The organism is Pseudomonas sp. FG43, assembly GCF_057809175.1.
The window spans coordinates 159,870-178,784 of sequence record NZ_JBMDJL010000006.1 but is presented as its reverse complement, the minus strand read 5'-3'; the positions used below and the strand labels follow the sequence as shown (position 1 = coordinate 178,784).

Here is an 18,915-nt window from a genome sequence, read left to right as displayed (position 1 = left end):
ACCCGTTCCTGTCTTATATGAGTGGTCCAAGTGCGCCGTCTTTTTAACCTTTTTGTCGTTTTGTCGGCCAGTTGGCTGGCTGTTGCCCCCGTCCAGGCAGAGGTTCGGGTCCTGACCAGCATCAAGCCCCTGCAGTTGATTGCAGCGGCTGTACAGGATGGCGTGGGTACACCAGAGGTGCTGTTGCCGCCCGGAGCATCACCGCATCACTATGCCTTGCGTCCATCCGACGTACGGCGTCTGAACGAGGTCGAACTGTTCTACTGGATCGGCCCGGACATGGAGAGTTTCCTGCCGCGTGTCATTCAGGGTCGCAAACTGCCTGCCGTTGCCGTGCAGTCCTTGCCCGGCATGCATTTGCGTCATTTCGAGGCAGACAATGCGTCACATGACGATCACGATCATGACCATAGTCATGGTGCAGACGAGCACGACCACGATCACCGGCCGGGCAGCCTGGACTCGCATTTGTGGCTGTCCTCGTTCAACGCCAGGGTGATTGCCGCGAAGATGGCTACCGACCTCGGTACCGCCGATCCGGACAACGCTGCTCGCTACAAGAGCAATGCCGAAGCCTTCGCCAAGCGTCTCGATGCGCTGGATACCCGGATCAAAAGCCGCGTCAGCGCTGTGGCAGGCAAGCCGTATTTCGTCTTCCATGAAGCCTTTGATTACTTTGAAGAGGCTTATGGGCTCAAGCACACCGGCGTGTTCAGCGTCGCAGCAGAGATCCAGCCGGGTGCCCAGCATGTCGCAGCCATGCGCGAGCGTTTGAAGGAAGTGGGCAAGACCTGTGTGTTCAGCGAGCCGCCATTGCGTCCGCGCCTGGCCGAAACCCTGACAGCGGGCTTGCCGGTGAAACTGGCTGAACTGGATGCGCTGGGCGGCTACACGCCAGCCACTGCTCAGGGATACGAGCAGGTATTGCAGAAGCTGGGTGATGATCTGGCGGGGTGCCTGGAAGGTTTGTAGCTTGCTTCGCGAATGAATTCGCTCCTACGCCGGTGGGAGCGAATTCATTCGCGAGACGTCATTCCAGACGATGCATTTGCTGGGGATGTACCGGCCTCTCGCGAATAAATTCGCTCCTACGGAAATTTCATTTAATTCATGATGTTGTGTTTTTTGGTGGGAGCGAATTCATTCGCGAAAAGCCCGTTTACAAGGCAAACGGCAACGGCAGATGAACATCCTGGCGCTGTGCCAGACGCTTCTCGAACTCTGCCGGATCATGGATCAGCACGTCCTGTCCGGCAAAGGACTCAGCCGCGATCAGGCGTGACAGCCAGAAACGCACGCAACCCACGCGCAACATGGTTGCCCAGAGTTTTGTCTCACTGGCGGTGAACGGTCGCAAGGCAGCGTAGGCACCCAGCAAAGCTCTGGCGCGTACCGGATCTATCTGGCCGTCCTCCAGCGAACACCAGTCATTCAGCGCAATGGCCAGGTCGTAGAGCATCGGGCCGGAGCAGGCGTTGTAGAAGTCGATCAACCCGGTCAGGTGCGTACCTTCAAACAGGGCATTGTCACGGAACAGGTCAGCGTGCAGGTTGGCGCGAGGCAGCGCCATGATCTGCGGCTTGAGCTCTTCGATTTCCTGCAGGACGTTTTCCAGCAGTGTTCTTTGTGGCTCGTCCAGGTGAGAAAGGAAATTCCTGCCCTCGCTGAGCATCCAGTCCAGGCCACGATCGGTCTTGCGCTCCAGAACATTGGCACGTGTCGCCAGATGCAGGTTGCCCAGCAACTCGCCGATCTGCACGCAATGCTGAGTGTTGGGCTCGCTGATGTGCTTGCCCGGTAAACGCGGTTGCAGCAGCGCCGGCTTTTCCGCCAGCTCACGCAACGCCTGACCGTCAGTAGTGCGCAGGGCGTAAGGCACCGGCAAGTCGGCGTCGTGCAGTACGTCCAGCAGTTCGATGAAGAACGGCAAATCCTGAATCGGGCCACGCTCAACGAGGGTCAGGACGAATTCGCCCTGTTCCAGGCTGATGAAGTAATTGGTGTTTTCACTACCTGCGGCAATGCCTTGAAAGTCGAGCAAACGGCCGAGCCCGTACGGGGCAAGAAATGTTTCCAGCTCGGGCCGAGCCAGTGGGGTAAAAACGGACATATCAGGACTGCCAGCAAAATTAAGTGAATTTAGGGTGTTACCAGCTGAATATTTCCCATTGAGGAATCAGCATGTCCGGTTGGTCCGAACGGATGAAATTGGGACTCGTACCATCGGCGCGCACCAGAAAATAAGGTTTCCCGTTCTTGGGCGTGATTTTCACCGCATAAAGAAAGCCGTTCTGGCGGTACTCCTGAATGGTCTTGTCGCCGTCGGTGCGAATGGTAACGTCTGGAGCGTCCGCAGGAGAATCCTCAGCTGCAACCACCAGGGGACAAAACACCAACAGCCCAGCCAACAACAGTCGATTTGCCGTGCGCATGATAACCTTGTCCCTTTGTCGTCAATGGTCCTCGCATTCTAGCGCCGACCCCGCCGAAAAGGTTGATTCTGCTCATGAGCCAAGCGCCCCTCGTCCTGGTGGACGGTTCTTCTTACCTGTACCGCGCCTTTCATGCGCTGCCACCTCTCACCACGTCCAAAGGTTTGCCGACGGGTGCGGTCAAGGGCGTGCTGAACATGCTCAAGAGCCTGCGCCGGCAATACCCGAAAAGCCCGTTCGCGGTGGTTTTCGATGCCAAAGGCGGGACTTTCCGGGACGAACTGTTCGCCGAGTACAAAGCCAATCGCCCGAGCATGCCGGATGATCTGCGCGTACAGGTCGATCTGCTGCATGCCTGTGTCAAAGGCATGGGTTACCCGCTGCTGTGCGTGGAAGGCGTAGAAGCCGACGACGTGATCGGCACCCTGGCGCGCAGCAGCGCGGCGGCGGATCGACCGGTCATCATCTCCACCGGCGACAAGGACATGGCACAACTGGTCGATGGGCACATTACGCTGGTCAATACGATGACCGGTAGCGTGCTGGATGTCCCTGGCGTTAAAGAGAAGTTCGGTGTCGGCCCTGAGCACATCATCGATTATCTGGCGTTGATGGGCGATAAAGTCGACAATATCCCCGGTGTTCCCGGCGTTGGTGAAAAGACAGCCGTAGGTCTGCTGGTCGGTGTGGGCGGTGGCTTGAAAGAGCTGTATGAAAACCTCGACTCGGTGGCGGGCATGGCGTTCCGGGGAGCCAAGACCCTGGCACCCAAGCTTGAAGAGCACCGTGCCATGGCGTTTCTGTCCTATGAACTGGCGACCATCAAGGTCGATGTGCCACTGGACATCACTCTCGACGACTTGCAGGTGGGTGAGCCAGATCTGGAAAAGCTCACGGAGCTTTACACCGAGCTGGAATTCAAGAGCTGGCTTGAGGATCTGCAACGGCAAGCCAAGCGCGCAGGCGTGGAAATCGTCAAGGAAGAAGTGGTTTCCGAGATCAAGCTGGACTATGTCACGGTCCTCACTCAGGAACTCTTCGACGTCTGGCTGGAAAAACTGCGCACCGCCAAACTGATCGCCTTCGATACCGAAACCACCGGGCTGGATGCGCAGAAGGCGCAACTGGTGGGCCTTTCCTTTGCGGTCAAGGCCGGTGAAGCCGCCTACATTCCGCTGACCCATTCCTACATGGGCGTGCCGGACCAACTGGACCGCGACACCGTGCTGCTGGCGCTCAAGCCGCTGCTGGAAGACCCGGCCATCCTGAAGGTCGGGCAAAACGCCAAGTTCGACATGAACATTCTGGCCAACTGTGCCATTGGTGGCGATCAGGAAAATGGCATTACCGTCCAGGGCGTTGCCTTCGACACCATGCTTGAGTCCTATGTGCTGAATTCCGTAGCGACCGCCCATGACATGGACAGCCTGGCCAAGAAATATCTCGGCCACCAGACCACCAGCTTTGAAGACATTGCCGGCAAGGGCAAAAAGCAGCTGACGTTCGACCAGATAGCTCTGGAGCAGGCCGGCCCGTATGCCGCTGAAGATGCTGACGTGACCCTGCGCCTGCATCAGACCCTGATTGAAAAGCTGGACGCTGCGCCGGAGCTGCGCCGTGTCCTGAGCGAAATCGAAATGCCACTGGTGCCGGTACTGGCGAAGATCGAACGCGAAGGTGCAAAAGTGGATGCCAACCTGCTCGGCATTCAAAGCGTCGAGCTGGGCAACACCATGGTCGACCTGGAGCGTCAGGCTTTCGCAGTTGCGGGTGAGGAGTTCAACCTGGGTTCACCGACTCAACTCGGGAAAATCCTCTATGAAAAACTGAACCTGCCGATTCTGGGAAAAACGCCCACGGGCAAGCCTTCAACCTCCGAAGATGTGCTGGTCAAACTGTCCGAGCAAGGCCACGAACTACCTACCGTGCTCTTGCAGTACCGCTCGATCAGCAAGCTGAAAAGCACCTACACCGACAGCTTGCCAGGGCAGATCAACCCAAGAACCGGGCGCGTTCACACGTCCTATAACCAGGCGGGCGCTGCAACGGGACGATTCTCATCCAGCGAGCCCAACCTGCAGAACATCCCGGTGCGTACCGCAGAAGGGCGCCGGATTCGTCAGGCGTTCATTGCCCAGCCGGGCTACAAACTGCTGGCAGCGGACTACTCGCAGATCGAACTTCGGATCATGGCGCATCTAGCCAGCGATGAAGGTCTGCTGGATGCCTTCCGCAATGGTCTGGACGTACACCGTGCGACGGCGGCCGAGGTTTTCGGGGTCGAACTGGATCAGGTGACCAACGATCAGCGTCGCAGCGCCAAGGCGATCAATTTCGGGCTGATCTACGGTATGGGCGCATCAGGCCTGGCCCGGCAGATCGGCGTCGATGGCAAGCAGGCCAAGGCGTATATCGAGCGTTACTTCGCTCGCTACCCAGGCGTGCGGGAATACATGGAGCGCACTCGCGAGAAAGCCAAGGAGCAGGGCTACGTCGAAACATTCTTCGGACGTCGCCTCTACCTGCCGGACATCAACTCCGACAACGGCATGAAACGCGCCGGAGCCGAACGCACGGCGATCAACGCACCGATGCAAGGCACAGCCGCCGATATCATCAAGAAAGCCATGGTTGCAGTGAACAGCTGGCTGGAAGAGTCGGGCCTTGATGCTCGCGTCATTCTGCAGGTTCACGACGAACTGGTACTGGAAGTGCGCGAGGATCTGGTCGAGCAGATCAGCGAGCAGATTCGTCCGCACATGAGCGGCGCGGCACAACTGGCCGTGCCATTGCTGGTTGAAGTGGGCGTGGGCAACAACTGGGACGAGGCGCACTGATCGTCGCGCCAACATGAACTTTTCGGCTGGCCGGGAACTTAACCGGCCAACCATCAGTCAGAGAACTCGATTGGTTGAAAAACCCGTCATGCTCCTAGTTGTGTTAAGTGTTGGCAGATATCCGGATCCCGCCCTAAGGGTCTGGACCTTGAACCCCGAACTTCCCCCCTCCCCATATGAAGTCCGGGGTTTTTTTTGCCTGCGATTTACCCCTCGGCAGGCGCTTTGTCTTCCAGTTCCATCCAGTCGGCCAGAACGGTATAGGCTTCTTCCAGGCCCATACGCTTTGGGGCCGAGAACAACTGGATCGTGACAGCTTCACCCCAGCCCTTGCGGATCTGTGACTGAACCTTGAGCAGCGTGTTCTTTGCTGCGCCGTAGGTCAGCTTGTCGGCCTTGGTCAGCAGGACATGCATCGGCATCTGGCTGGCGATTGCCCAATCCAGCATCAAGATGTCGAAGTCGGTCATTGGATGACGGATGTCCATCATCAGGATCAGGCCTTTCAGGCTTTCGCGGCTGCCCAGATAGGCTTCCAGGTGGCGCTGCCAGTGCTGCTTGAGCGGGATCGGCACTTTTGCATAGCCGTAACCAGGCAGGTCCACCAGACGACGGTCTTCATCCAGTTTGAAGAAGTTCAGCAGTTGCGTGCGCCCCGGCGTTTTGGAGGTGCGTGCCAGGCTGGCGTGGGTCAGCGTATTGAGTGCGCTCGATTTGCCCGCGTTGGAACGCCCGGCAAACGCGACTTCATAGCCTTCGTCATCAGGGCACTGATCGACCTTGGCGGCACTGAGCATGAACGTGGACTGTTGGCACAGGCCGAGGATGGGGTTCTTGAGTTGCATGTGATTTCCGGTGAAGGCCTTGCCTGCAAGGGGTGCGGCAAGAGGTGTCGTTTCCGTTTGGGTAGCGCGAGTATATAATGCCGCAAATTTTGTGTGTGAATTCCCGGGTGCAACAAGGGAAGAACACTGAAGCGAGAACTAATATGCGCATTAGAACGCAGTCCGCTTTCAACCTGAAAGGTTTTTACTGCGCAAGAGGACTTTGGAGCCCCTTTTGCCAGAATCGTGACAATGCCGCGCGTGAAATGTGCAAGGACCGCAGTAGTCAGCATTTGCGAACCGTCATCCTGGAGATGAGCAAATCACCTGCTACCTAACTTTTCACCATTAGCCGATCTGGATTACCTGATGAACAAATTATTCGTGAGTCTGCTGTTGACGCTTGGCATCTGTGGAACAACCCAGGCCGCCGACGTCACCGGTGATGCGGCCGCCGGTCAGGCAAAGACGGCCGTATGTGGCGCTTGCCATGGACCTGATGGCAACAGTCTGGCTCCCAACTTCCCGAAACTGGCAGGCCAGGGCGAGCGTTACCTGCTCAAGCAATTGCACGAAATCAAGGATGGCAAGCGCACGGTTCTTGAAATGACCGGGCTGCTGACACCGCTCAACGATCAGGATCTTGCAGATATCTCCGCCTATTACGCCAGCCAGAAAGGCAGCATCGGCGCGGCTGATCCCAACCTGGTCGCCCGCGGCGAAGCCTTGTTCCGTGGCGGCAAGCTGGATCAGGGCATGCCTGCCTGCACCGGTTGCCACTCTCCTGACGGTACAGGCAACGTCTCGGCCGGCTTCCCGCACCTGGGTGGCCAGCATGCCGATTACATCAAGAAACAATTGACCGCATTCCGCGAAGGCGATCGGGTCAATGATGGCGACACCATGGTCATGCGCTCCATCGCTGCCAAGCTGAGCAACAAGGATATCGAGGCTCTGGCGCAATATATCCAAGGCCTGCACTGATCGATGCGCTAGCATTCGGGCAGGCAATCCGGGGCGCTCGCGTGACGTGCTTCATGGCACATGTAAAAAGGGTGGCCCGCGCTGCCCTTTTTTTTGATCGTCAGCGTTACACTAAGAACTCAAGCCTTGGTGACCGGTCGAAAAACCCGTCGTTTGAAGGCGACTCAATCTGCCCAGGAGTAAAGCATGCGTAATCTGATCATCAGCGCCGCTCTGGTTGCTGCCAGCCTGTTCGGTATGTCCGCCCAGGCTGCCACCCCGATCGAAGCTGGTAAGCAATATGTTGTATTGGCCAGTGCTGTGCCTGTTTCCGAGCCAGGCAAGATCGAAGTGGTTGAACTGTTCTGGTATGGCTGCCCGCATTGCTATGCATTCGAGCCGACCATCAACCCATGGGCTGAAAAACTGCCTGAAGACGTCAATTTCGTCCGTATCCCTGCCATGTTCGGCGGTGCCTGGGATGCCCACGGCCAACTCTTCATCACCCTGGACACCATGGGCGTAGAGCACAAGGTTCACGCGGCTGTATTCAACGCCATCCAGAAAGACCGCAAGCCTCTGCTCAAACCCGAAGAAATGGCTGATTTCGTTGCCACCCAGGGCATCGACAAAGCCAAGTTCCTCGAAACCTTCAACTCCTTCGCGGTGAAGGGCAAGATCGCCCAGTACAAGGAACTGGCCAAGAAGTACGAAGTGACCGGCGTACCGACCATGATCGTTAACGGTAAATACCGTTTCGACCTGGGCAGCTCCGGTGGCCCGGAAGCGACCTTGCAGGTTGCTGACCAGCTGATCGCCCAGGAGCGAGCGGCCGGCAAGGCAAGCAAGTAAGAGCAGCCCGCCATGCGCCGCTGGGGCAAGGGCACGGAGCGAGTCGTTGGCCTGCATGATCCGCAGGTCAACGAACATCATCTGCTGCAAAGCGGATTGCCAGCCGATGGCAGGCTTCGGTTGCTCAGCTTCAATATTCAGGTCGGTATCAGCACAGAGCGTTACCGGCATTACCTGACGCGCGGCTGGCAGCATCTGCTGCCACACGGCGGACGGGCAGGCAATCTGCAAAAGATTGGCGACCTGCTCAACGATTTCGATCTGGTGGCATTGCAGGAAGCCGATGGCGGAAGCCTGCGCTCAGGTTTCATCAACCAGGTCGAACATCTGGCTCATCTCGGTTCCTTCCCCTACTGGTATCAACAGCTCAATCGCAACCTGGGGCGTCTGGGACAACACAGCAACGGCGTTCTCAGCCGTCTGCGTCCCGGCAAGATCGAAGACCATCCGTTGCCTGGGCCTGCCGGACGCGGTGCTATTCTTGTCCGTTTCGGGGAAGGCGAGGACGCGCTGGTGGTGGTCATGATGCATCTGGCCTTGGGTCCGCGTACTCGAACACGGCAACTGGCCTATATCCGTGAACTGATTGGCGGTTATCGCCATCAGGTACTGATGGGCGACATGAATACCCATGCCAACGACTTGCTGGAGCATTCGCCACTGCGCGATCTCGGCCTTCTGGCACCGCAGGTCGAGGCAACCTTTCCCAGTTGGCGGCCGCAACGCTGCCTTGATCATATTTTACTCAGCCCGACACTGACGCTTGAACGTGTTCAGGTACTGGCGCAACCCATTTCCGATCACCTGCCCGTTGCTGTAGAGATTCGCCTGCCGGCTTCGCTGTGTGGTGATTCGCTACCCGTGCTCTCTGGTAGACCCCTTGAATGAGCGAAGAAGCCGAGCGCTGGAAAGAGAAGTATCTCAAGGGTATCGAGCAGCAGGACAGGCTCGCAGAGCGCTGGAACGCCAGGCTCGACTTGCTGCGCCGAGGCCTTGTACGCAGTAGTCTCGCGGCGGAAGGTACGGACCGCTCTGTCGACGAATGCATGAAGGAAATGCGCGAAATCGTGCGCAAGGACGACATGGATGCGGGTCTGGCAGCCCTGATACCACGCCTTGAAAAGGCCGTGCTGGATTCCGAGCAGCGTCGTGAAGTCAGGGTAGGGCAGATCAGCAGCGCTCTGGGTGCGCTGGTGACCCAACTGCAAGCCTTGCCGCTGCCTCGGGAAGTGCGCAAGCCGCTCAAACGGTTTGCCAAGGACCTCGAAGACCGCGCCTCCCAGGCCCGGGAATTACCCTTGCTGCTGAGTGAGCTAAGCGGCTTGCAGGGCAAGGCGCTGACCCTGCTTGAAAAACACGAAGAGGGACCTCGTCCCGGAATCCTGCAACGTCTGTTCGGCACCCGTGAAGAATCGAGCGATGCGGCTCATGGCCCGGAAAACGCTCAGCCAGCCAATGCGGCTACACCTGCCGCTGCCGAACCTGAGCCTGAGCCTGAAAGCGTTAACGAGCCAAACGCAGCGACCGTACCGACACCGGCCCAACCTGCGCAGCCAGCACCAGCACCAGCACCAGCACCAAAGGTTGAGGCTGAAGCTCCCAAAGTCGAGCAACAGCACGTAGAGACTCCCGCTCCCACTCCTGTGGTTGAGCCAGTAGTTGAAACGCCGCACCCCGTTGAAGTGGCAACCGTCCCGCCCGCGCCCGCCGAGAAAGCGGCACCCGCACCGGTTCCGGTTCCCCCGCAAGAGCTGCTTACGCCTACGCCCTCTGTTCCCTACGAGCATGTGCCGGTTGTGCAGGCACTCGCCGAGAGCGACAGCGCAGAAGCCGATGAGTCACCGGATGATGAGCCGACCGATGAGCAAGAGGCCGGTGAAGGGGACCCGAACTATTCCCTGCCTTACTCTCCGGAGCCGAGCTACAGCTCGGTGGCCGCTCATATCGAAGAGACCTTGCTGGGGTTGCTCAAGGACCTGACCTTGTCCGAGCATCATCGCCCGCAAGTCGAAGACATGCAGTCACGCCTCAAACACGGGCTTAACTGGTACGAGCTGCTGCCGATCCTCGACGATCTTGCCATTCTGATGCTGGCGATCAATAACGGTGGCCAACAGGAATTCGGGACCTATCTCAAGCAGCTCAACGAACGACTGGAGTCGTTTCAGAGCCATTTGCAGGCTGCCAGTGAAGACCATGCCGAGAACCAGTCCACCGCACGTGACCTGAACGAGCAATTGCGTGAACAGGTCGGCGGCTTGCAGAGCAGTGTCCAGGACGCCTCCGACCTGAACAGCCTCAAGCAAGTGCTCGACAACCGGCTGGAAGGCCTGCTCAGCACAATGGATCACTACCAGCGCAAACGGGATGATCGCGAACAGGAAGTTGCCTCGCGACTGCAAGGCCTGGCCGCCCGTGTCGCCAGCATGGAACAGGAAGCTCTGGGCTTCAGGACGCACCTGGAAGAGCAACGGCAAAAAGCACTGATCGACCCGCTTACAACCCTGCCCAACCGTGCGGCCTGGGGAGAACGGCTTGAACGGGAAATGGCGCAGTGGCAACAGGACAAGACCAGCCTGCTGGTCTGCATACTGGATCTGGATCACTTCAAGCGAATCAACGATGGCTATGGTCACCTGGCCGGTGACAAGGTGCTGAAGATCGTTGCCAGTGTGCTGAGAAAACGCATGCGCCCCACAGACTTCCTGGCGCGCTTCGGTGGCGAAGAGTTCGTCATGCTCATGCCGGCCACCCATGTCACGACGGCTTTGACACTGCTTGATGAACTGCGGGCTGCCGTCGAGCTTTGTCCGTTTCACTTCAAGGGTGAGCGGGTGACGATCACGGTATCCATGGGCGTGACCGCCTTCCGGACCGGCGAACGTAGCGATGTCGCCCTCAAACGGGCCGATCAGGCGTTGTATCGCGCCAAGGAAAACGGCAGAAATCGTGTCGAGCAGGGATGAATGAAACATCTGGAATCCATCGGCGCTTCACGGATGAAGCAATTTTGCCGCGCTTTGTTATGATGTTGCATTTGCTGCCGACGTAATCCGATTTCCATGAAGCTGATTTTCACTGCATTTCTCCTTCTGGTCCTGACTGCCTGCTCCAGCGGGCCAAAGCTCGACACCAGCCATCCCTCGGTCAACCATGACGGCCGGGTCCAGTACGTCATCATGCATTACACCTCCGCCTCGCTTGAGCGCTCGCTGGAGTTGCTGACCCATGGCGAGGTCAGCAGCCACTACCTGATCGGCGACGACAATCCGGCAACGATCTACAAACTGGTCGATGAAAGCGCACGCGCCTGGCATGCCGGAGAAAGTGAATGGGAAGGCCGTACCTGGCTCAACTCAAGCTCCATCGGCATTGAAATCGTCAATCCCGGCTACACGGATACACCCACGGGACGCCTCTGGTACCCGTACACCGAAAGCCAGATTCAGGCGATCACCGTGCTGCTCAAGGACATCATCAAACGCAACAATATCGACCCCAGGCACATCATTGGGCACAGCGATATCGCACCGATGCGCAAACTGGACCCAGGCCCGCTGTTTCCCTGGAAACGACTGGCACATGAAGGCATAGGCATCTGGCCGGACGAACGGCTGGTCGCCCAGCGTCAGGCGCAGATGATGAATAACCTGCCAAGCATCACCTGGTTCCAGCAACAATTGGCACGCCTGGGTTACACCACTCCTCAGACCGGCGAGCTGGACACCGCTACACGCCACGTTCTCGCTGCCTTCCAGATGCATTACCGTCCAGAGCGCTTCGACGGCCAACCGGACATTCAGAGCGCGGCCATCTTGCAGGTGCTCAACCGGGCCGACTAGATCAGCCTTCAGGGCTGCGTTCTTTACCAAGCTATTTGCGCGCTTGTTGCTATACCTGAGGGATATTCCACTCGGATATCCACTGATGCTCATCGCGCAAACGCGCTTTCGCATTCACCTTTCCCACCCTTGGTTGCTGGCGTTGCTGGCAGCCTTGCTAAGCGCGGCTGTATTTTTGTTCGGCAGCTTCGGGCTGGCGATGCATCAGGCACGGCAGAACGAAAGCCTGCAAATGAACGCTCAGGGCGAGCGCTTCCTGATTCGACTGGAGCAGCTTTTCGGTCAACTGCGTGCGGGGCTGGATCAGCTGGAACACCAGCCACTAAGGCGTTGCAGCCCGGAAATGGTCGGGCGCTTGCGTGAGGTCATTTCCAGCAACCGCTTCATTTATGAAGCCGCTTATGTCGGGGGCGCGCGCAGTTGCTCCAGCTGGCCACGCCCCAAGGTGCTCGACGAACCTCGGCCACCTGACATTCGTGGCCCGACCTACGATTATTGGCTCAATACCTCGGCTCAGCCGGACGACAACCTGGCCGCACTGGTGCTTGGGCGTGGGGATTTTCGGGTTTCGACTTCACGCGGCCATTTGACGGATGTGGTCGATCTTCCGGCTGGAGGCAGCCTGCTGGTGGTGCTCGATAACGGCACCCGAGCGATACCGGTGCTGGGGCCTGCACAAGCCTGGCCTCCCGTGCCGGACTGGTTGCCGAACAGCGATACAACGCTCATTACGGCACAGACCCAACTGATTTACCGCATGCCCACCCAAAGCCCGGAATACCAGTTGGTGCTGATAACACCGCGTATCGACTTGCAGGAAAAAATCACGGGAGCCTGGTGGTTACTGGTACCGGCCAGCCTGTTGATGTCCTTGTGCATTGCAGCGCTGGTCCTGCAATTGATGCAACAGCGCAAATCCCTGGGGGCCGAACTCTCGGGGGCGTTGCGGCGCGGGGAATTGAAAGTCCTCTACCAGCCCATTTTCAACCTCGAAACCCGCTTGTGCGTCGGCGCCGAAGCCTTGGTGCGCTGGCGCAGGCCGGACGGCACGCTGACCAGCCCGGACCTGTTCATCCCGTTGGCTGAAAATACCGGGCAGATTCGGCAGATCACCGATTTTGTCTTACAGCAGTCACTGGAAAAACTCGGGCCGCTATTGCGCGCCAACCCGCATCTATACGTCTCGATAAACCTGGCCGCCTGCGATGTCATCGCCCCGCGCATTGGCCGCGTAGCCGCCAGATTGCTGGCCCTGCACAAGGTTGCCGCCCGCCAGATCGCGTTTGAAGTGACCGAGCGCGGCCTGATCGACGTGGTCGTGGCGCGCAACCACCTGCAACTGCTGCGCGACCGTGGCCACCAGATCCTGATCGATGACTTCGGCACCGGCTATTGCAGCCTGGCCTACCTGCAGACCTTGCCGGTGGACTGCCTGAAAATCGACAAGGCCTTCATCGATGCATTAGGGCACGACGCCGCCAGCAGCGGCGTCGCCCCCCATATCATCCGCATGGCTCACGCACTGCAATTGCGCGTAATCGCTGAAGGGATCGAGTTCGAGTCCCAGGCCCATCTGCTCAAGAGCGAAGGCGTGGTCTACGGCCAGGGCTGGCTCTTCGCCCGCCCTTTGACTTCCACCAAATTCTGCGAACTGGTCACGGGTGGTCGAAGAGGGACTGGGCGACGCAAGGATGATGTGGCGTGAAGACAGCGACCATTTCAACGACACGCTACGCTGCTGTGCTTACAGTTCTTAATCAAATTGCCAGCAGAATCTTGTAAGTGGGCTGACTGGTACAATCTCGATCTTTGAGGTGTCTGGCTCTCTCGCAATGCAATGGAATGATCTGATAATCAATGGAACAACTTACAGTCTGGCGCATTTGCAGCCATTCGAGCGGGTATATGACATTGCTGGAGAGCAGGTCACCATTCATTTTGAATTTGGATTTCATTGCTTCACAGATGACAAGGGCAACGGCAAGCAGCTTTATTACAAGCGTGAGCATCGCTATTTTTGCCTTGCGCGCTATCACTACAGCAGCCAATTGCGTGACTACATTGATCGCCGTTTTTTTGAGGGGCTTGCTGTGCCGCATAACAGCAAGAAAAGTGGACAGCGCTACTTCTGCCTTGATCTGCATGACTACGCAATATTCTTTTCAATCACAAAGCCACAGGGCTCAGTCAACCGATTGAAGCTGCATGTGATCTCTGCATACGAGGTCGACCAATGGGGCCGACACTCTCTGCCCAGAGGCAAACCATTCAACGTGCGCTTCATTCTGGAGAAAAGGAATAAAGGGGAATCTGTGTAAAGCAAAAAGCCCCAATACTTTCGTATCAGGGCTTTTTGTGAATCTCTATATCGGCCTGTTCTTTCGGCTTTCGCCTATCCCGCTCACTGGCTAGGAGGGTTTTCACCCCGAAATCAACACCCCTTCCGAAGAAGGTTCCGGTCTGTGCTGACGATCAAAAGCTTAGCAAACAGTTGCTCTCCATTCAACGATTGGTTGAATGCCCCTCCACAACCCTCTAGAGCGGCAACGCCATATAAAACTGCGTCCCCTGTCCAGGCCGTGAATAGACGCCCATGCGCCCACCGTGCAGTTGCACGATTTCCTTGCACAGCGCCAACCCAAGGCCAGCGCCGCCTTTCTTGCGGCCAACCTGTACGAAGGGCTCGAAGATTCGGCCTTGTTGCCCGTAAGGAATGCCTTCGCCATTGTCTTCGATGCTGATGATTGCACGCTCGCCATGACGGCGGGCCTGTAAGCGGATCAGGCCGTTTTCAGGGGTATGGCGCAATGCGTTGTCCAGCAGGTTGTCCAGCACCCGTTCCAGTTGCGTCTGGTCGGCATGCAGATGTGGGACTGGTTCCTGAATGTCCAGCATCAAGGTGATGTTGTGTTCCCGGGCTTGCTCCTCGAAACGGCCTCTGGCTTCTTCAAGCAAGTGCTTGATAGGACAGGGGGCAAGCTTGAGTTTTTGCAGACCGTTCTGATAACGCGAGAAATTCAGCAGGTCGTTGATCAGTTGCATCAGGCGCTGCATTTCTTCGGTGATGGTATTGAGCAGGTCCGCTTCGCGGGACTCTGCCGCAAAATGCAGACGCTCCTGCAAAAGCCCGAATGCCATATGAATGCCGGTCACTGGCGTGCGCAGCTCATGAGAAGCACGCAGGACGAACTCGCTGCGCACGCGCTCGAAAGCCCGTTGCTCGGTCACATCGCGCAGCACCATCACGGCACCGAGAATGTGGCCTTTGGTATGACTGACGGGGGTCAGGCTGTAGGTCAGCAATCGGGACTCGCCCTCGATATCGATGCTCAAGTCTTCCGGTGCATGCTCCAGAGTCCCGCCACGCAAGATCAGGAATAACTGCTCATCCAGCTCTGGATGCTCAAGCGCTTCGCCAAGCCCGCGACCAAGGCGGCTCTCGTCCCAGCCAAGCTGGCGCTGAGCCACGGGATTCAAGTGCTCCAGGCGACCTTGCCGGTCGATCATCAGCAGGCCATCGTCGATACTGTCGAGCACCGCTTGCAGACGTTGCTGGCCGGCCAGTAACTCATCGACATTGGTGGCCTGATGCTGACGCAAAGCCTCGGCCATGATGCCGAAGCGCCGGGTCAGAAGGTTCATTTCGGCTGCCGAGGAGATGGGCAGCGTTACTTCATAGTTGCCCTGGCCGATATGGTCCGCCGCCTTGGCCAGAGCCTCGATGGGGGCGCCAAAGCGCTGGGCGATACCATGGGCAGTGATGAAGCCGATACACAACACGGCAATGCCTACCAGCCCAAGCAACCCGGCGATCCACAGCGCCCGCTCGCGGGAATAGGCTTCGGCAGTACTGATGTTCTCCAGCGCCCGGCGGTGGGTATCCAGCAAGTCGTTGCGCAAGACATCGAAGCTGCCTCGCAGCTCGGGGTTGTCATGCATTGCCCGCGTGTCGCCCTCAAAGCGCTGGTAGGCATCAATGAAGCGCTGGTAGTACTGACTCGTCTTCTCGAAGCGACCCTGCACCTTGTTTTGCGAATCACGTTCCATGCCCTCGACCAGCAGTTCATGAAACTGATCCTGATACTTCTGCAGCGCGAGCTTGTCAGGTGACGGGCTGATCATTATCACCAATTGATCGCCGAGGTTCTGACGCAGCTTCAGGCCCAGTTCGAGGTTGCTGAAGTTACTCTGGATCAGGGACTCCTGACTCTTGGCCATTTGCATGACGCTGACCAGCCCAAGCAGCAACCCAAGTAGCGCAACGGTTATCAGGGCCGAGATGCTTAGAAACAGACGGGTACGTAACTTCATTGCCAGTTTCATACAGAACAACTCATAAGTTGTACTGCTTGCGTTTGCGATAAAGGGTCGAAGAGTCGATGCCCAGGGTTTTCGCAGCCTGATCGAGTGTATCGCTGGTCGCCAGGACTGCGCCGATATGGGCCTTTTCCAGTTCGTCCAGGCTCAAGGCTGCGCCCACGCGAGGGGCGTTGTTGGTCGGTACTTCGGCCATGCCCAAGTGACTGACTTCGACTCGCTCCTGCGGGCAGATGATGCTCGCGCGCTCGATGACGTTACGCAACTCACGGATATTGCCGGGCCAGCGGTAGTTGAGCAGCGCAGCACGGGCTTCGTCGCTGAACCCGCGAGCCGGCCGGGCATAATCCTTGACGAAGCGCGCCAGGAACCGATCGGCCAGGGTCATGATGTCTTCGCTTCGCTCACGCAATGCCGGAAGGTGCAGGGTAATCACGTTCAGACGATACAGAAGGTCTTCACGGAAGCGCCCGCCGCGCACCATGTCTTCCAGATTCAGGTTGGTGGCCGCCAGAATCCGCACGTCGGCACGCCGGGTGACCGGGTCACCCACACGCTCGTATTCCTTGTCCTGGATGAAACGCAGCAACTTTGGCTGCAAAGTCAGTGGAAAATCGCCGATCTCGTCGAGAAACAATGTTCCGCCATCGGCCTGATTGACGCGGCCCAGTGTGCTTTCGCTGGCACCGGTAAACGCACCGCGGCTGTGACCGAACAGCTCGCTTTCCATCAACTCGGCCGTCAGGGAAGGGCAGTTGATGGTGACGCAGGATTTCTTGGCTCGTTTGCTCCAGCCGTGAATGGCGCGCGCCAATTCACCTTTACCAGTGCCGGACTCTCCCAGAATCAGAATGTTGGCGTCGGTCACGGCCACCTGCCGCGCCGTTTCCAGAATGGCCATCATCGACGGGCTGTGAGAATCAAGGCCGTCCTTGGGCTGGCGTATCTCGCCTTCCAAAGCTTCCAGACGGGCAGACAACTGCCGTACTTCCAGTTGCTTGGCAGTGGCAAGGCGCAGTTGATCCGGGCTGCAGGGTTTGACCAGGTAATCGGCGGCGCCAGCCTGGATCGCATCGACCGCCGTGTCGACCGCCGAATGGGCGGTAACGATCACTACGCGCATCCATGGTGCCTGGATACGCATTTGCGCCAGGACCTCCAGCCCGTTGTCTTCGCCCAGACGCAGGTCCAGAAAACACAGGTCAAACACCTGACGCTGCATCAATGTGTCGGCCTGCGCTGCACTGTTGGCAGTGGCGACACTGTAGCCCTCATCTTCCAGACAGTACCGGAACGTGCGAAGGATTGCGGACTCGTCGTCCACTAGCAGAATACGGCCCTGATTCTCAGTGGCTGTCTCCATTTTTCCTACGCTCCTAAGTAAATGATCTTGGTTAGTCTCGGAATCATCGGGCAAGTTGCATGGTTGATTCTGATTGATTCTGTGACATGCATGTTAGCTATCTGTTCGTGCATTAGCTAACCGGCTGATTTTTCTGGCTATCTGTCTCCAGCCTGAGGCGACCTGAAGCCACCGAGCTGCATTGGCGCGGATTCCTCTCCCTGAACAAGCCTGCGGTGGTTCGTGCAGAACGCACGACTGTGAAGGGGGGATCGTGCAGCTTGCTGGCTGCCGTTTTTTTAAAAACATAGCAAACCATTGATTTAATTGAGTTTATTTCAAACGCAAAAAATGGCATGCAGTCTGCACTATCTCTTGCACCCAAGGTTGGATCTTACGGCCAGCCAAATTCATCAAGACCATTCAGGTAAACGGAGTTTAGGGATGAACAGCCAGCATATCGCCCATTTGCGTATTTCATCCCTGCACATACAGCAAGGCCTGTTCTTGCTGCTGGCCCTGCTCATTACCCTGATTGCCGTTCAACAGTTCCAGCGCTGGGATCAGTCTCGCGAAGCGACCCAGACCCAGCAGCAAATCATCAAGGTCAGCGCGTCCTATCAAAACCTGACGCGGACGGCCCAGATCACTGGACTCGGACCCCAGCCTGTTGACGGCGTGGTGTCTGTCGATGAAGTAGCAACGCCGCAAAAATGGGTCTTCTGATCCAGACAAACCGAACGAAACGTTCCAAATTCAAATAGCTGTAAAAGGAGTATCACCATGCTGAGTTGGGCTATCACGTTCTTGATCATCGCCATTGTCGCTGCCGTACTGGGCTTCGGCGGTATCGCAGGCACGGCAACGGGCATCGCCAAGATTCTGTTCATCGTGTTCCTGGTCATGTTCGTCGTGTCTTTCTTCTTCGGGCGCCGCGGTCGAGGCTGAGAAATGGGCAAATCTTTTCACTCACTGGCAGCCGCCCTGTTGATGGGCGGCAGTGCCATGGCAATAGCCGCCAACGATGGTCAGGCCCGGGTCAATGAGCTGTTGAGTTCTGCGCCCGAGTACCGTCAGACATGGACCAAGGTCATACAGAAAGAGGAACGGTTGCCCGACTGGATCATCAATCTTTCCGGTACTTCCGAACAGATGACCGCCGTCACCGAGGACCATGATCCCTATATCGTCGGAACACTGTGCGAAACCGCTGAAACCTGTCGCAGCAAACGTCTGATCGTGTCGTTCAGCCTCGATAAGGAAGATGCCTATGCAATGCTGGTCGAAGTGCCTGCCGGACTCCCGGCCGACAAATCGCCTACTAACCATGCGACCTACCGTTTTCTGGGTAAACCGGATGAAGGCATGCAAGAGCTGCTGAAAGAGCAGTTGCGCAAAGATCCGAACTGGTACTGATTCAGCACTCCACACCTATCTCAAGGACCAGGCATCCGGGCACGCTCCCGCATGCCTGGTCTCCCATTCCCTCGCTCTATTTATTCATTT

Annotated in this window: 17 protein-coding genes; 12 read left to right on the top strand and 5 right to left on the bottom strand. The window is 57.6% G+C overall.

The window, feature by feature from the left end; genetic code table 11:
- The first annotated feature begins 30 nt into the window (after positions 1-30).
- Positions 31-972, top strand: coding sequence for a zinc ABC transporter substrate-binding protein ZnuA (gene znuA, locus ACODS3_RS09670; RefSeq protein ID WP_304574190.1), 942 nt, complete (start codon positions 31-33; stop codon positions 970-972).
- A 187-nt stretch (positions 973-1,159) separates the two neighbouring features.
- On the opposite strand, the gene ACODS3_RS09665 is transcribed toward znuA, so the two are convergent.
- Both ACODS3_RS09665 and ACODS3_RS09660 read right to left on the bottom strand, forming a co-directional pair.
- Positions 1,160-2,110, bottom strand: a complete 951-nt coding sequence (locus ACODS3_RS09665) for a homoserine kinase (protein ID WP_489034046.1) — start codon at positions 2,108-2,110, stop codon at positions 1,160-1,162.
- A gap of 37 nt (positions 2,111-2,147) precedes the next feature.
- Positions 2,148-2,432: a DUF2782 domain-containing protein gene (locus ACODS3_RS09660; protein ID WP_201000884.1), complete on the bottom strand. Its 285-nt coding sequence runs from the start codon at positions 2,430-2,432 to the stop codon at positions 2,148-2,150.
- Positions 2,433-2,506: 74 nt separating this feature from the next.
- On the opposite strand from ACODS3_RS09660, the gene polA reads away from it, so the two are divergent.
- A complete protein-coding gene (polA, locus tag ACODS3_RS09655; RefSeq protein ID WP_304574192.1) occupies positions 2,507-5,269 on the top strand; it encodes a DNA polymerase I in 2,763 nt (920 codons plus the stop codon).
- A gap of 206 nt (positions 5,270-5,475) precedes the next feature.
- On the opposite strand, the gene yihA is transcribed toward polA, so the two are convergent.
- Positions 5,476-6,114: a ribosome biogenesis GTP-binding protein YihA/YsxC gene (gene yihA / locus ACODS3_RS09650; RefSeq protein ID WP_201000880.1), complete on the bottom strand. Its 639-nt coding sequence runs from the start codon at positions 6,112-6,114 to the stop codon at positions 5,476-5,478.
- Positions 6,115-6,462: 348 nt separating this feature from the next.
- On the opposite strand from yihA, the gene ACODS3_RS09645 reads away from it, so the two are divergent.
- The 7 genes from ACODS3_RS09645 to ACODS3_RS09615 all read left to right on the top strand — a co-directional run bounded on the left by ACODS3_RS09645 (position 6,463) and on the right by ACODS3_RS09615 (position 14,068).
- Positions 6,463-7,077 carry a c-type cytochrome gene (locus tag ACODS3_RS09645; protein WP_304574193.1) on the top strand — a complete coding sequence of 205 codons (615 nt, stop codon included), beginning with the start codon at positions 6,463-6,465 and terminating at the stop codon, positions 7,075-7,077.
- Between the two features lie 186 nt (positions 7,078-7,263).
- Positions 7,264-7,908, top strand: coding sequence for a thiol:disulfide interchange protein DsbA/DsbL (locus ACODS3_RS09640; protein WP_304574194.1), 645 nt, complete (start codon positions 7,264-7,266; stop codon positions 7,906-7,908).
- Between the two features lie 12 nt (positions 7,909-7,920).
- Positions 7,921-8,796: an endonuclease/exonuclease/phosphatase family protein gene (locus tag ACODS3_RS09635; protein WP_201000874.1), complete on the top strand. Its 876-nt coding sequence runs from the start codon at positions 7,921-7,923 to the stop codon at positions 8,794-8,796.
- Positions 8,793-10,874, top strand: a complete 2,082-nt coding sequence (locus tag ACODS3_RS09630) for a GGDEF domain-containing protein (protein ID WP_489034045.1) — start codon at positions 8,793-8,795, stop codon at positions 10,872-10,874. The genes ACODS3_RS09635 and ACODS3_RS09630 overlap by 4 nt, the downstream gene beginning before the upstream one ends.
- A 96-nt stretch (positions 10,875-10,970) precedes the next feature.
- Entirely contained in the window at positions 10,971-11,750 is a 780-nt protein-coding gene (locus tag ACODS3_RS09625; protein WP_201000870.1) for an N-acetylmuramoyl-L-alanine amidase, read from the top strand.
- A gap of 85 nt (positions 11,751-11,835) precedes the next feature.
- Complete coding sequence (locus ACODS3_RS09620; protein ID WP_489034044.1) at positions 11,836-13,455, top strand: EAL domain-containing protein; 1,620 nt, start codon at positions 11,836-11,838, stop codon at positions 13,453-13,455.
- Positions 13,456-13,582: 127 nt separating this feature from the next.
- Positions 13,583-14,068: a hypothetical protein gene (locus tag ACODS3_RS09615; RefSeq protein WP_304574196.1), complete on the top strand. Its 486-nt coding sequence runs from the start codon at positions 13,583-13,585 to the stop codon at positions 14,066-14,068.
- Positions 14,069-14,285: 217 nt separating this feature from the next.
- Here ACODS3_RS09615 and ACODS3_RS09610 read toward each other — a convergent pair whose 3' ends face one another.
- Together ACODS3_RS09610 and algB are read right to left on the bottom strand one after the other, a co-directional pair.
- Entirely contained in the window at positions 14,286-16,073 is a 1,788-nt protein-coding gene (locus ACODS3_RS09610) for a KinB sensor domain-containing domain (RefSeq protein WP_201019680.1), read from the bottom strand.
- A gap of 10 nt (positions 16,074-16,083) precedes the next feature.
- Positions 16,084-17,430: a sigma-54-dependent response regulator transcription factor AlgB gene (gene algB / locus ACODS3_RS09605; RefSeq protein WP_201000867.1), complete on the bottom strand. Its 1,347-nt coding sequence runs from the start codon at positions 17,428-17,430 to the stop codon at positions 16,084-16,086.
- Positions 17,431-17,853: 423 nt separating this feature from the next.
- On the opposite strand from algB, the gene ACODS3_RS09600 reads away from it, so the two are divergent.
- Genes ACODS3_RS09600 through ACODS3_RS09590 form a run of 3 tightly spaced genes read left to right on the top strand, consistent with a single transcriptional unit; the run spans position 17,854 to position 18,825 of the window.
- Positions 17,854-18,135, top strand: a complete 282-nt coding sequence (locus ACODS3_RS09600; protein WP_201019679.1) for a hypothetical protein — start codon at positions 17,854-17,856, stop codon at positions 18,133-18,135.
- 57 nt (positions 18,136-18,192) lie between these two features.
- On the top strand, positions 18,193-18,357 hold the full coding sequence (locus tag ACODS3_RS09595) for a DUF1328 domain-containing protein (protein ID WP_025257796.1): 165 nt from the start codon (positions 18,193-18,195) through the stop codon (positions 18,355-18,357).
- Positions 18,358-18,360: 3 nt separating this feature from the next.
- The gene (locus tag ACODS3_RS09590) at positions 18,361-18,825 is read left to right on the top strand and encodes an inhibitor of vertebrate lysozyme family protein (RefSeq protein ID WP_201000865.1); all 465 of its coding nucleotides are present in this window, start codon (positions 18,361-18,363) and stop codon (positions 18,823-18,825) included.
- Positions 18,826-18,915 lie beyond the last annotated feature (90 nt).

Bases quoted from the DNA above. Each gene is read 5' to 3' on its own strand.
- ACODS3_RS09630 (WP_489034045.1), top strand. From the start codon at position 8,793: ATGAGCGAAGAAGCCGAGCGCTGGAAAGAGAAGTATCTCAAGGGTATC.
- ACODS3_RS09625 (WP_201000870.1), top strand. From the start codon at position 10,971: ATGAAGCTGATTTTCACTGCATTTCTCCTTCTGGTCCTGACTGCCTGC.
- ACODS3_RS09640 (WP_304574194.1), top strand. From the start codon at position 7,264: ATGCGTAATCTGATCATCAGCGCCGCTCTGGTTGCTGCCAGCCTGTTC.
- ACODS3_RS09600 (WP_201019679.1), top strand. From the start codon at position 17,854: ATGAACAGCCAGCATATCGCCCATTTGCGTATTTCATCCCTGCACATA.
- ACODS3_RS09645 (WP_304574193.1), top strand. From the start codon at position 6,463: ATGAACAAATTATTCGTGAGTCTGCTGTTGACGCTTGGCATCTGTGGA.
- ACODS3_RS09635 (WP_201000874.1), top strand. From the start codon at position 7,921: ATGCGCCGCTGGGGCAAGGGCACGGAGCGAGTCGTTGGCCTGCATGAT.
- ACODS3_RS09665 (WP_489034046.1), bottom strand. From the start codon at position 2,110: ATGTCCGTTTTTACCCCACTGGCTCGGCCCGAGCTGGAAACATTTCTT.
- yihA (WP_201000880.1), bottom strand. From the start codon at position 6,114: ATGCAACTCAAGAACCCCATCCTCGGCCTGTGCCAACAGTCCACGTTC.
- ACODS3_RS09660 (WP_201000884.1), bottom strand. From the start codon at position 2,432: ATGCGCACGGCAAATCGACTGTTGTTGGCTGGGCTGTTGGTGTTTTGT.
- ACODS3_RS09590 (WP_201000865.1), top strand. From the start codon at position 18,361: ATGGGCAAATCTTTTCACTCACTGGCAGCCGCCCTGTTGATGGGCGGC.
- ACODS3_RS09615 (WP_304574196.1), top strand. From the start codon at position 13,583: ATGCAATGGAATGATCTGATAATCAATGGAACAACTTACAGTCTGGCG.
- polA (WP_304574192.1), top strand. From the start codon at position 2,507: ATGAGCCAAGCGCCCCTCGTCCTGGTGGACGGTTCTTCTTACCTGTAC.
- ACODS3_RS09595 (WP_025257796.1), top strand. From the start codon at position 18,193: ATGCTGAGTTGGGCTATCACGTTCTTGATCATCGCCATTGTCGCTGCC.
- algB (WP_201000867.1), bottom strand. From the start codon at position 17,430: ATGGAGACAGCCACTGAGAATCAGGGCCGTATTCTGCTAGTGGACGAC.
- ACODS3_RS09620 (WP_489034044.1), top strand. From the start codon at position 11,836: ATGCTCATCGCGCAAACGCGCTTTCGCATTCACCTTTCCCACCCTTGG.
- ACODS3_RS09610 (WP_201019680.1), bottom strand. From the start codon at position 16,073: ATGAAACTGGCAATGAAGTTACGTACCCGTCTGTTTCTAAGCATCTCG.